Here is a 12769-nt window from a genome sequence, read left to right as displayed (position 1 = left end):
GTTGTTTTTATTTGTGGTTTCTGTATAATTAATGGTGTTGGAAGTGAACAGCATTCCCCGGCTGCCTCTTCTTTTAAATCAACGTGGGGAGAGGAAAAATTTATGACTAAACATCAAGAAGCAAAAACGCTTATTTTTAACCTGGAACTGGATCAGGACGATTTCACGGCGACATACAGCCCCGAAGATGACAAGCTCCGGATCTATACGTCCCATTGGTTTGAAAGAGATGAATACTTGGCGTTGAAGGAATTAGGGTTCAGACATGCGCCAAAACAGGATCTCATTTACACGCACTGGACGCCACTCAGAGAGGACATTTGTACTTTCTTGGCGGGAGAGGTGACCGCAGAACAAACATCGCTTGTAGAACGTGCACAGGAGCGTGCAGCGAGATTTGATGGCTATTCATCGAATAGAATGGCGGATTCAAACCAGTTTGTTGCTGCGGCAAATCGATTGTCTGAGCGTTTCGCGGCTGGTCAGCCCATTTTAATTGGTCATCACTCTGAGGCGAGGGCACGCCGTGACCGTGAGCGTATGGAAAGCAACATGCGCAAGGCCGTTGGCATGGCGCGCACGTCCAATTACTGGGCTTATCGTGCTGAAGGCGTAGAAGCTTACGCTAATTTGAAATCAAATCCAAAAACAAGAATGAACAGGATCAAAAAACTGGCGGCTGAGCTTAGAGGATATCAGCGGACAATCAACCACAGTCATAAATGCATAGAAATCTGGCAGGCACTGGCCGAAAAGCCCGACGGACCAGAGCTAGATAGCCTAACGATAGAGACCGCAGGCGGGTGCCTGAGTGTTATTTCTACTGGACAAGTTTCAGGCTATGGCACTTGGTCAGCATTAAAAGATGGGAGCCTCTCTACACGGCAGGCGATTGAGCAAAACCTTAACATGCATACAACAGTAATAGAGAGTCAAAGCCGCGCTCGTTGTATCATTCACCTGTTAAACCGCTTAGGCTATGAGCGCCACGAGTTGGGCGGCGTCCCTCACTATGATGGAGAGTTGAGCGCTACAATATTGCAGGGGTTTTTGCGTGAACATGGCGCTGATAAGCCTAAAGCAAAGAAGACCGAAACAGGCTGGAAAGTATCGAGCGAGGTGCCGTTACCCTTACACCTTTCTGATTCGTCTGAGATTGAACTAGACGAGTCAGGCTGGCGCAGTTTGATGCAAACCGCCGGTTATACAGTGCCAGATAAACAGCCCGCAAAGCCGCCAATTCTGAATTTCAAAGCAGAGTCAGTTAGCTACGTATCATACGGCACAGAATACAAAATAGAGCAAATCGAACTAACCAAAGCAGAGTACAAAAAAATCTATCATGAACATAGAGGGGTGAAACTGTCGAAATGTGGCACATTCCGATTCAAGATATGCAAAGACCCATCAGAGGGGGGGATATTTGCGCCGTGGGTTGCTGTATTCCTAAGTGATTCAAAAGCACATCCAGCGCCTGACTCGGACAGTTATACCTCTTTGAGTGATGCGGAGGTAATTCAGTAATGCACCCGTCAGTCTATTGCCGTCCGAACAAACCGGACAGACTGATAGTCAGACGTCGCCGGGTTGTGGCTATGCCACAGCCCGGCGAGCTTGCAGTGCCTTTGTTAGTCGACAAAGCAACAGAATGTCATGTCACGCCGCCCGACTGGGCGGCGCGTATGGTCGCTTATCTCAACGCACCGCAACACGCGGAAGTATTGGAACCGCAGTGCGGCACCGGCAACCTGATCAGTGCATTAATAGACGCAGGTCACCCGGCGGGAAAAATCATTGGCGTAGAAAAACATCACACACTCGCCCAATCCTCACGTTTACGGTTTCCAGATGTGAAACTGTATCAGGATTGTTTTTTATCTTGGGCGCAAGCTGAGACAGACCGCTTTGACTACATTCTGACAAATCCGCCTTTCAAAAAAGTGCGCGCACACATGAATGCAGCAATATCATTACTTGCTCAAGGTGGCCAAATGGTGGCATTGGTGCCGGTGACTTTCACAGCGCCACGCGCTGAAGTCCTTGAATATCTCCCACCGGATGCGTTTTCGACTGCTAAGGTCAACACCAAGCTGATATCAATATCTAAGTAATTTCAGGCCGGGCAAAGCCCGGCCAAGGTGTTCCCCGGCCAACGTGGGGAGAGGAAAAAACATGCTTATAGACAAAGCCAATTCAATATTTAGCAATACAGATACCGCTGAATTTGATATTCGAACAGCCAGAAGAAGTATCAAAATTGGGGATATAGTTAAGGTGTATCGGAACTTAAACCGTCCGGCTTTTCATTCACTGATGGCGGCCGAAGGACCATTTAAAGGGAAGGTCGTCGGTTATGCAAAGTCGGTTGAACTTCACGATGCATTTTTCAAGGTCAGCAAGGCCTCACAGCAACGAGCAGTGCGGGAAAGCAGACGTAATGTTCATGCATTTTGTATCGGCACTTTGTGCATGGCATCCGATATTCTGGTGCCTGAACTTTCGGGGAAGGTGGTGACATATAACCCCTTTTTTGAAGCGTATTTCTTTGACAGAGAAACCAAAACACCCGTAATCGAAGGGGTTGAACATTGCCTGATACAAGGCGCAAATGTTCATATTATGTAAGGGAATTTCCCGCATAAAATGCGGGTCGCTACGCTATTTTCTAAGCCCTGGCGCGCGACAAGTCACGCGCCAGAACAAGAAAACCAAGCCAGCAAGCTGTCTTGGCCCATCCGGGTGAGCATCGCTAATTCATTGCTGTGAGCGTGTGCAATCCGGATGCAAAGCCACAGCGAGAAAAACGGCAGGTTTATCAGAACGAAGTTGCAAACATGATACCAAATCGTATTCTACGCGCACATCAATAACGGTTTCTTTCATGGGCTTTGTGCGTGCTTGTGCTTACCATCAAGGGTGCCCCTTGATAATCCCATTCGTATCCATTCCGCCAACCGGTTACAGATTCTGTAACCATCATATTTTTATCATTTTATAACCGTTTTTTCTTTGTTTTTGTTGTTTTAAGTGTTGTTTTTTGCTATATTTACTAGAGCAAAAACATGTATCGGTATTCCCCGACCGTCTTGTTTTTTAACGTATCCAACGTGGGGAAGGACTAATTATGAATAACGCACAAAAACCGTGTGGTGGACTATGTAAACGGTATCACTCAGGTATCTGTCATAACTACTGTTTACTATCCAAAGAACAACGTATCAAAATCAAGGTGCAACTATCCAAAAAGCAAAACCCTGATTCACAGGGGGCGCTATGAACTATCTGGAATTACCGCTCAATTGCTATTCAGAAGGCCACACGCCGGATTACTCTTTATACTCAAACCTTGAGGTAAACGGCGTAATGACATTCAGACTAAACGACGGAGAGCACTTCGAACCCATCTTTGACAGCGAGGAAGCCCCTATCGATAAAAGGGGACTTTTTTTCACTATATACGGCAGGTTTAAAACGGGTCATGTTGAAGCACTTCATGATGCATCATCAATAACAATAACAACATACATTGCTCAGAAAATTACAGAACAGAACGCATCGCTGGAAGACGTTCAAATCTACTGGAAATAAGACAAAAGGCCATCTCCGGCCATACGTGGAGAAATGATATGATCTATGCTACATGCAAGAAGCCGTTTAGAACGGTCAACATCGGTGAACAAGTCGAAATCAAAGAAATAACACACTACGTAGGACAAACCAAGGTCAGTGGTTATCTCATCGCTGGTCAATCAAGAGATCAGATAATTTACCCCGACGAATTCGTAGAACACTTTGAAGAAAACCTGCATACAGCCATTCAAAAAAGCTACCTTGTCAGAAACCATCTGATTAATCATACAACCCGAAAGCACTAATCCTAGCCCGCAAATGATGCGGGCCAGAACTCATTTTTACTAACTCTCTGCTGCTGTATCGACAACACTATCAATAATGCCTGAAACGGCCCCTGGTGAGGGCTGTTCAGCCAACTTTGCCTTTTCAGCTTCCCTTTCAGCCTCCATCTTCTCAATCTCTTTCTCTGCCGTTCTCAGATGTCCTTCAAAGTCCCTTTCAAGTAATCCACTCATATCAAAATCATATTCCGGCGCCAGTTCTTTCAATTTTTTAGTGACTTTTTCAAGCCTCTCTCTTTTATCTCCTGTGGTGTTAAATTGGACCTTATAGTCCTTCTTTAGTCGCTTCTTAAAAATGCTCATTCTAATCTCCATTATATCTATAAAGTATCAACAGTAATGATGTATGAATTTATACACTAATGTCAAAGTAAAACCCCGGTGAAATAACAATCAAACTGTACCTTTGCTGGCGCCTTAGCGTGAAAAGCGTCACACCTGACGCATTTGACAATGCTTATTCAAAGCCTTGCTATGCAAGGCTTATGGTGTTAAACGCCACTTAACCGTACTGTCAAACAGTATTCTAAAAATCACATATCAAGTCTTAAAAAATATGTAGTTCGGCGTTAAACAGGTAGTGCTAGTTGTTTTTTGCACATGCTGTGTATATAAACATACATTTTTAATGTATGTTTATATACATTTGTTGTGTGTTATTTATACGGAGAGTTAGATATGTCTAAGCCACTTGGATTCAGGTGCCCGCAAATTCTTCATGATGAGATAGAAATCATCATGAAAAACACTGGTAAATCAAAAACAGACACTTGTGTATTCCTAATCGAGCTGGGCATTCAAGTGCTCAAAGAAAATCAAAGTACTTCTACAAACGCAAGACTGCAACTTTTGGCACGTTTAAGCGTACAAATTTTAGCAATCACAAATCAGCTTGGAGAGCTAGCTGGCGATGATGTTTTACAAAATGCAGAGCAAGAATACACCGCATTACTCAAACAACTGGAGATAGATTAATGAGCCTATTTACCAACAATAAAATGGGAAATTTTATTCGGGGTGGTCAGACAACGATTCACTATCTAAGAATGATTGGACAGGTGATCAAGCAATTTACGTGGGCAAGTTTGATGATCGCATTTTTATGTTATCTAGCCATTCTATATGTAATGACAACACCGGCACAAAGAACGCTTGCAGTCGAGTATTCTCAAGCCTGGTTTCATGCTGAGCTATACAGCGCTGGAGACACACAATTATCATTTCACCTTCCGTCAGGAAAACGTGTTCAAACCACAGCTGGGAATGTGATCAATAACCGTGAAGTCAGTCGGCAAATACATAACATTCAGTCAATTGCTGAGCAAGGGAGCGTCTATGCTGCCGTTTGCTGGGTTGTTGCATTGATTTTGTTTATAAAGTTTATCTATGCCACTGGCCATGGTCATAAAGAAGATCAGCATGTGCGAGGTGGCAGTATGGTACCAACAAAAGAACTAAATAAAATCATCCATTCATATCTGAAAACAAACAAGGAAAGCGCAGGTATCTTGAATATTTGTGGTATCACTTTACCCCAGTCTTTTGAACCCGCTCACATGTTGCTTGCTGGCGACCCTGGTACAGGAAAATCCAACTTGCTAAGGCAAATTTTTAGTATTCTTCGCACTCACAACATGCGCGTTATTATTTATGATCGCTCCGGTGATTTTGTTAAAAATTTCTATCGCCCAAAAGTGGATGTCATTTTGAACCCACTGGACCAGCGAAGTGCAAACTGGAGTATTTTCGAAGAGTGCAAACAGGAGCATGAGTTCTTTCATCTGGCAAACTCTTTTATACCTGATGTAAAATCGAATGATCCATTTTGGGGTAATGCTGCTCGAATAATTTTTGCGTCCCTCGCCTTCAAAGAATCTAAGAGCAAGACGCCCTCTATCGACCATCTTCTTGATATGATATTACACTCAACGTTGGACGAATTGGTTGAACTATGCGCTGGTACGGATGCACAAGCAATTGTCGCAAAAGGCGGCGAAAAAATGGCAATCAGTGTCAGGGGAGTCGTAGCTTCCTACGTGAGAGCGCTGAAGTACGTCCCAGGCTGTGAGGCTGCTCGTTTTTCCATAAAGCAATGGGTTCAAGACGAGTCGACAGACAGCTGGATATTTATCACATCCAATAAAGCAATCCACGATACCATCAAACCGTTAATTACCACATGGTTAGACTTGGCTACGAGCTCAATTTTAGCGTTGGAACCTGACTTGAGCAGACGGATCTGGACAGTCATTGATGAGTTGCCAACACTCAACAAGTTACCATCAGTACAAACAACACCAGCAGAGAGCAGAAAGTATGGGGGGTGTTTTATTCTCGGCTTTCAGAACTATCCACAGCTCGTAGATATTTACGGAAAGAATGGGGCAGACGCCCTATGCGGAAGCTGTTCTACTTCTGTGATTTTTCGGTGTAATGATCCAACGTTTGCTGATTGGGGAGCTAAGCAGTTGGGCCGAGCAGAAACCGTCGAAACGACAGAAGGGATTTCATATGGTGTGAATGAAATTCGAGATGGGGTAAATCTTGGAAAGCAAAAAAAAGAACGCTCGATAGTGCTGGCGACTGAACTTCAGAACCTTCCTGATCTTCAGGGTTATATAAAGCTCGGTCGTGGGTTTCCTGTAGGTCGGTTTGTTGATGATTACCAACATTTCGATACAGTCCAGCCAGGATATGTGAGCGCTGAAACGTCCTTCGAAAAAAGGGATCCAGTTTCCTTTGGTGATTCGGAAAATGAAAGTGTTAAACAAGACATCGAAGAAGACTATCTTGGCTTTGGCAGTTTTGAGAAGTCGGGCAGCGAAACTAACATACCTGCACCAAAAGAAGTCTGGCTCGTAAACACAGATGTAAAACTAAAGCCTGCATCATCGACCTCTTCTAAATCAGAGCAGCAAACCTCAACTAATGAGGATACAACGAGTTCGTCCGGTGATTCATCCTCTAACAGAGCGTCCGGATTTCTGCGGGGTAACACGTCAAAAACAAGCGGTGGAAGTGCAGGGGATAGAGCACCGATACAATATGAAGCTGATCTCGGCGATGACATGGAGATGGAATAATGTTAAGCGTTAAAAAACTCTCCAGCGCTTCTGAAGCGGGCAAGTATTATGACAAAGCCGACTATTACACAAAAGGTGAAAGCGGGGTAGACATCAGCAGCGAATGGCATGGACAAGGAGCTGAATCACTTGGCTTACATGGGCCGGTTGAGCGAGGTGATTTTGAGTCCATTCTTGCTGGTAATTTACCGAATGGACAGTCTCTAGCCAGGCCATCAGGAGATAGAGTGCCTGGTTGGGATTTCACTTTCTCAGCACCCAAATCTGTTTCCTTGATGGCACTTATAGGTAATGATGAGCGTCTACTTGCGGCACATTTTGACTCAGTAAAAGCAACCTTGGATTTTGCAGAGAAAGAATTCCTTGTGAGTCGTATAACGCAGCAAGAACAAACTAAACTAATCTCAACTAAACGTCTTGTAGCTGCACTGTTCACGCATACAACAAGTCGCGCATTAGACCCTCAATTACACACTCACTCGGTGATTACTAATACAACAGAGGATGATGCGCAAAAGTGGCGCTCAATTGAATCAAAACCCTTGTTCACTAACAAAATGCTACTCGGTCAGATATATCGTTCTGAATTGGCAAATATGGTTCAGAAACTGGGTTATAACATTGACTGGGACAGACATAAAGGCACATTCGAGATTGAAGGCATTGACCAATCCACACTGGATCATTTTTCAAAGCGTCGTAAACAAATTAAAGCGTATGCTGATGAAAAAGGTTTGGGTGGAGGTAAGGAGATGGCAGAAGCAGCCTTGAAAACGCGAAGTTCAAAAAAAGATGTTGCTACTGAACACGTGATCGAGCAATGGGATAATGAGGCAAATGATATTGGCTTTGATCACCAAACTCTACGGATACGAGCAACAGAAAATACGCGAATAATTGAACCTACGACTTTATTCAACGCTGAAAAGATTGTTCGATTTGCTTATCGAAATTTGTCTTTCAATGAAGCTGTATTCTCAAGGCAGCAGCTCATTGATGAGGCATTTAAATTTGGCCACGGTCGATGCTCTTTAAAAGAAACAGAGCAAGCTATTGATAGCCTGGTACATAAAAAGGAGCTGTCAGTTGCACAGTTAAATACTCTAACTAGCAAAAACCAGGTTGCTTATACCACTAGAGAAGCTATTGACCTCGAACAGCATAATTTACAGCTTATGACCTTTGGTATGGGGGAGCTTGGGCCTATTGCACGAAAGGCAGATATCAAAGAAGGTATTGAGCGTCACAATGAAGCAAAGCCAGATAAGCAACTTCAGCAAGAGCAAATTGATACTATCTATAAAGCGCTCAGGCTTAAAGATAGGGTGATTGCTATCCAAGGATACGCAGGGGTGGGTAAATCGACGGCTTTAAATTCAATCAGGGAAATCGCTGAACACAGAGGGTATGCAGTTAAAGGGTATGCCCCGACGGGCAAAGCGGCTCAACAGCTTCAGCAAGCTGCAAATATAAAGTCCAACACGATTGAATCTCTATTGGAAATGTTGTCAAAAGCACCTGAATTACCCGATTTGACAGGTGATCTTTGGGTCATTGATGAAACGTCCATGTCAAACAGTCGTCAGCTTAATAACCTACTTGGCTTCAGTCGGAAAACGAATGCTCGACTGCTTCTAGTCGGTGATAAAGATCAACTGTCGGCGGTAGAGCAGGGTAAACCCTTCGAACAAGCACAAAAAGAAGGTGTTGCTTTGCAAACAATGTCTAACGTACAACGGCAAAAAAATCCAGATCTCAAAAATGCTGTACTACACGCTATCAATGGTGATATTTCAGCCTCTTTATCATCTTTGGGCCGTTCTTCATCTAGCGATACTGGCCTAGTGAGCGTTAAGAGCAGTAAAGAGAGAACTCAGCGTATCATAGAACACTATGTTTCTTTAGTTCAAGAAGGGGTTAATCGAAGCGGAAGTACGGACCATGCCTTGACACACTATGTGAAGCTACTTATCCCGGATAATGAAACACGCCGGAGTGCCAATGAATTGATCCGGAAGAAACTACAAGCAGCCAATTTAATTGGGCCGGATAAACTTGAGACTTCTTTGCTTATCAATTCACAGATGAAACCAGAAGAAAAAGCCGATAGGCTGATGTACCAAGCAGGGCAGGTTGTTCGGTTTCTCAAGGACCGTTCTGACATTGGGGTCAAGGCAAATGAGTACTATCGAGTAACCAAACTAAGTCAGGACAAGAAGCGCCTGATACTCAGTAATGGCAAGCGGACCATCGAGTGGGATCCAGATACTCAAGGGGGGCGCGAGCAATTTAGCGTGGTTGTCTATTCATCGCTCGATATATCACTGGCAGAGGGGGATTTTATTCGTTGGCGAGATAAACATGATGAAGCAGGTCTGAAAAATGCCGATATTGCTAAAGTCACTGATATTGATGGTACCAAAGTACAAATACAGCTCATGGATGGACGTAGTATTCGTTTCGATGTGAATCAAGATAGATACAAACACTTTGAATTTGAATACGCAAGTACGGTGCATGCAGCACAAGGGGATACTTACAAAAAAGTCGTAACACAACTTGATTCAAAAAGAAAAAATCTCGTTAACCAAAGGTCTCTATATGTTGCATTGTCCAGAGCTGAATACGATGCGACTATATACACAGATGATGCTGTATCTCTTGCAAAGCAGGTTCAAAAGCGAACGGGGGAAAAGAGCAGCGCACTAGAAGGGATTGGATATCAGTACGGTTCGATGAATCGACCGACTGTAGAAGGCACCACAGCTGTACCTCACTTCACTGATCTTGAAAAAGCTGTCAAAGACGTCATTAAAGAAATCAACACTAATGAAGCGGTGTTTACTCGAAATAGGCTACTGAAAGCCGTATCAAAGCATGCAAAAAGTACTGTGAACATAGATACCATAAACGAAATCATTGATAGGTTAGTTGGTTCAAAAGATCTTATCCCTGCGCAGTTACCTGAAAAGCTTGGTGGGACAGCTGCTTTTACGACAGGAGAATCAGTAGTAAAAGAATGGCGGTATCATCACTATGCGAAAGAAGGAATTAATGCCGTCCACCCTATTGTATCGAAAAGTTCAGTTGCTTCATCAGCTATTGTTCCACCAAGCCATCCTGAGGCTCTGTTCGCGCTTACTTCAACTGATAGGTTCTCTGCTGTTTCAGTATCAGGGCGAGAAGAGCAAGTTACTATGCTAACGCACATCCACAAAGCAGCAGAACGCCATGGGTTTAATGTTAAAACGCTAACCTCAAGTGCGAAACAAGCAGATAATCTGGATAGAAACACACCACTCATAGCACATACGGTGTCCGGTTTTATATATGGTCAAAAACAACGTCAAGCTACCCAAAAGATGGAATTGGATATTTGGCTCGTTGATCAGGCTAATTTACTCAGTTCAAATGAAGTCGATCAGCTAATGCAGTCGGCCAGGCGGGTTGGCAGTCGTGTAATTTTGACTGGTGATCCTAAAGAGATTAGTGGTATCAATCAGGGGAAACCATTTGAACAACTACTCCAATCCGGTATCGGTCATCTAGATCTGACCGGTGGTAAAGGGACTATTAAAAGCAACCACTCTATCAAAAATACTATCACCAATGCATCTCAACTCAGTGAAAGATCAAAGCGTCTTGAAGCAGCTGTTGAACACTACAGTGCACTTTCCAATGAAGAGCGATTGTCGCATATATTCTGGGTACCGAATAAAAAAGAACGTGAAATAGCAAATAACCTCATCAGGCAGTCATTGATACAGCGTGGAGACATCCAGTCTGATTCACACAGTATAGCTTTGCTTGCGAGAACAGCTTTGACGACCCAAGAAATGTCCGAACCATTACGTTATGCTCCAGGAATGATGATTAAACTTCACAATGACGATAATGCACTTGGTTTAAAAAAAAACCATTATTACTCAGTAATAAGCCGTTCGGTGGGTGAGCTGGTTATAGGATACCAAGGTGCTCGAAAAACCCTGTCTTCTTCTGAGCTAGAATCACTTGTATCATCCGGCATATCGACATATACCGAACAGCAAACAAATGTGGCTAAAGGTGAGCGTATTCGAGCAAAAGTTACAGATAGACAAAAGGAAATTGTTTCGGGTGAAATTTTTACCGTCGTTGACATCAACGAAAAGCAGATGACTATACAGAGTGGCACGACTAAACACTTACTTGACTTGAATGAACCTGCTCATAGACATTTTACATATGCTTATACTGGCACTCACTATGATGTTATTTCAGGTACGCATAAGTCTGCAAGCACTACGTTTGAAGCATATAGAGATCATCAAGTGTCCCAAAAAACCCTAAATAGTTTATTGGCTTCAACATCTGGGTCCGTGACGGTTTTTGTAGATAACAAGACAAGTGCTTTAGATGCCATTGATAGACGAACCGATAGCAAAGCATCTTCATTGCAAAGTATTGGAATTGAGCAACCTGTTGGAACCTTAACCGAGTCACAAAGAAGCCAGAAAGCTTCACATTCTAACATCAGCATTCACTCAGGCCTTACTGCAAAGAGAGCTATAGAGATGGCCTGTGCACATTTATATAACAACGAATCTCTTTTTAAACGAACAGAATTATTAAAGACAGCGATTACTTTCTCAGGGTTACCTCCTGATCAACTTAACACTGAAATCGCTCGCCAGCTGCAATCTGGTGAATTGATTGAATCTAATCTTTCTCGTGATGGAGCAAAGCACGAAACGGTAATTACAACACATGATGCCTTCAGACGTGAACAATATATGATAGATGTCTTTAAAAAGGGTATCGGGAGTGAACGCAGTATTGGCAGTGCAAGTCAAATTAATACTGTATCTGAAGCTTATGGTTTTAATAATGAACAAGAGGCCGCTCTGGTCCATCTGTTGACGAACAAAGATACCGTAATGGCTCTCCAGGGGAATGACTCTGAGCAGCTGACGGATGTGCTTAAAGCATTTACTGAAGCCGCGCAAAAACGAGAACTTAAAGTGACTGGTTTATCACCAAGAACTCAGATGACAGAGCAGCTACAAGAGGAACTGGGTGTGGATACCAAAAATATCCAATCTTTGCTTATGTCACTCAATAATAAGAGGCGTAAACCCAACCTTTCAGGCCACCTATGGCTATTAAAAGGCAGTGGCATGATCAGCACAAAAGAAATGACGGACTTGTTAACCTTGAGCCGCCAAACTGGCGCGCGTATTTTGCTGACAGGTGATATTAAACAAAATCCGTCAGTCGGGCAGGGGATGCCGTTTCAACAACTGTTAAACAATAAACTGAAATCAAAGAATTTATATGTCAATGCGGCTAATAAAAGTCAAACGAATAGCTTGGCATGGCAAAGTGCATTTTCTGGGTACGCAGCTAAAGCATTAGACAATTTAAAAGGGGATATTCATGAAATCCCCAATAGCGAGGAACGACATCAGCGAGTCGTTGAGGATTACTTGAAGGTACCTCCCCAAAAGCGTCATGAGCTTATGATTGTCGCTGCCAGCAATAAAGCCAGAGCCGAAATCACAGACTTGTTGCGTACAGGTTTAAAGGCCGAAGGCCTACTTCATAATGGTGTTAACGTTGGAGTACTTGAGAACGCAAATTTATCCAAGGAACAACGAGGCTTGGCAATGTTTTACAAGCCTAACATGCAGGTACGATTTAACAGAGATTACGCTAGTCTCGGTGTGAAACAAGGTGAATATTGCAAAGTTACAGAGGTCAGAAACGACCATGTGAGACTTGAAACGGTCAATG

10 protein-coding genes are annotated in these 12769 nt (G+C 43.4%); 9 read left to right on the top strand and 1 reads right to left on the bottom strand.

The genetic code is table 11. The features are described from left to right. Nucleotides 1-102: 102 nt before the first annotated feature. From J8M00_RS25880 to J8M00_RS25855, 6 genes are all read left to right on the top strand, one after another. The gene (locus J8M00_RS25880; protein ID WP_211013277.1) at nt 103-1524 is read left to right on the top strand and encodes a DUF3560 domain-containing protein; all 1422 of its coding nucleotides are present in this window, start codon (nt 103-105) and stop codon (nt 1522-1524) included. Beyond that, entirely contained in the window at nt 1524-2111 is a 588-nt protein-coding gene (locus J8M00_RS25875; protein ID WP_211013276.1) for a class I SAM-dependent methyltransferase, read from the top strand. The genes J8M00_RS25880 and J8M00_RS25875 overlap by 1 nt, the downstream gene beginning before the upstream one ends. A 61-nt stretch (nt 2112-2172) precedes the next feature. Further along, nucleotides 2173-2625, top strand: coding sequence for a hypothetical protein (locus J8M00_RS25870; protein ID WP_211013275.1), 453 nt, complete (start codon nt 2173-2175; stop codon nt 2623-2625). A gap of 499 nt (nt 2626-3124) precedes the next feature. Beyond that, nucleotides 3125-3277 carry a hypothetical protein gene (locus tag J8M00_RS25865; RefSeq protein WP_211013274.1) on the top strand — a complete coding sequence of 51 codons (153 nt, stop codon included), beginning with the start codon at nt 3125-3127 and terminating at the stop codon, nt 3275-3277. Further along, nucleotides 3274-3588, top strand: a complete 315-nt coding sequence (locus tag J8M00_RS25860) for a hypothetical protein (RefSeq protein ID WP_211013273.1) — start codon at nt 3274-3276, stop codon at nt 3586-3588. The genes J8M00_RS25865 and J8M00_RS25860 overlap by 4 nt, the downstream gene beginning before the upstream one ends. Nucleotides 3589-3626: 38 nt before the next feature. After that, nucleotides 3627-3875 carry a hypothetical protein gene (locus J8M00_RS25855; RefSeq protein ID WP_211013272.1) on the top strand — a complete coding sequence of 83 codons (249 nt, stop codon included), beginning with the start codon at nt 3627-3629 and terminating at the stop codon, nt 3873-3875. Between the two features lie 39 nt (nt 3876-3914). Here the strand turns inward: J8M00_RS25855 and J8M00_RS25850 are convergent, their stop codons facing one another. Next, nucleotides 3915-4217, bottom strand: coding sequence for a hypothetical protein (locus tag J8M00_RS25850; RefSeq protein WP_211013271.1), 303 nt, complete (start codon nt 4215-4217; stop codon nt 3915-3917). A gap of 375 nt (nt 4218-4592) precedes the next feature. Here J8M00_RS25850 and J8M00_RS25845 point away from each other — a divergent pair, with 375 nt between their 5' ends. From J8M00_RS25845 to mobF, 3 genes are all read left to right on the top strand, one after another. Then, entirely contained in the window at nt 4593-4889 is a 297-nt protein-coding gene (locus J8M00_RS25845; protein ID WP_211013270.1) for a hypothetical protein, read from the top strand. Then, nucleotides 4889-6997, top strand: a complete 2109-nt coding sequence (locus tag J8M00_RS25840) for a type IV secretion system DNA-binding domain-containing protein (protein WP_211013269.1) — start codon at nt 4889-4891, stop codon at nt 6995-6997. Before J8M00_RS25845 ends, J8M00_RS25840 begins: the two co-directional genes overlap by 1 nt. Then, the coding region (gene mobF / locus J8M00_RS25835; protein ID WP_211013268.1) for a MobF family relaxase at nt 6997-12769 on the top strand (5773 nt) is incomplete at its 3' end. The genes J8M00_RS25840 and mobF, both read left to right, overlap by 1 nt.

It is taken from the genome of Pseudoalteromonas luteoviolacea (assembly GCF_018100925.1).
In the GTDB taxonomy this organism is placed as follows: Bacteria; Pseudomonadota; Gammaproteobacteria; order Enterobacterales; family Alteromonadaceae; genus Pseudoalteromonas; species Pseudoalteromonas obscura.
This window is presented reverse-complemented; position numbering and strand designations above follow the sequence as displayed.

What these genes read in the sequence shown, in the direction of transcription:
- J8M00_RS25880 (WP_211013277.1), top strand. Translation starts at nt 103, where the DNA reads ATGACTAAACATCAAGAAGCAAAAACGCTTATTTTTAACCTGGAACTG.
- J8M00_RS25875 (WP_211013276.1), top strand. Translation starts at nt 1,524, where the DNA reads ATGCACCCGTCAGTCTATTGCCGTCCGAACAAACCGGACAGACTGATA.
- J8M00_RS25870 (WP_211013275.1), top strand. Translation starts at nt 2,173, where the DNA reads ATGCTTATAGACAAAGCCAATTCAATATTTAGCAATACAGATACCGCT.
- J8M00_RS25865 (WP_211013274.1), top strand. Translation starts at nt 3,125, where the DNA reads ATGAATAACGCACAAAAACCGTGTGGTGGACTATGTAAACGGTATCAC.
- J8M00_RS25860 (WP_211013273.1), top strand. Translation starts at nt 3,274, where the DNA reads ATGAACTATCTGGAATTACCGCTCAATTGCTATTCAGAAGGCCACACG.
- J8M00_RS25855 (WP_211013272.1), top strand. Translation starts at nt 3,627, where the DNA reads ATGATCTATGCTACATGCAAGAAGCCGTTTAGAACGGTCAACATCGGT.
- J8M00_RS25850 (WP_211013271.1), bottom strand. Translation starts at nt 4,217, where the DNA reads ATGAGCATTTTTAAGAAGCGACTAAAGAAGGACTATAAGGTCCAATTT.
- J8M00_RS25845 (WP_211013270.1), top strand. Translation starts at nt 4,593, where the DNA reads ATGTCTAAGCCACTTGGATTCAGGTGCCCGCAAATTCTTCATGATGAG.
- J8M00_RS25840 (WP_211013269.1), top strand. Translation starts at nt 4,889, where the DNA reads ATGAGCCTATTTACCAACAATAAAATGGGAAATTTTATTCGGGGTGGT.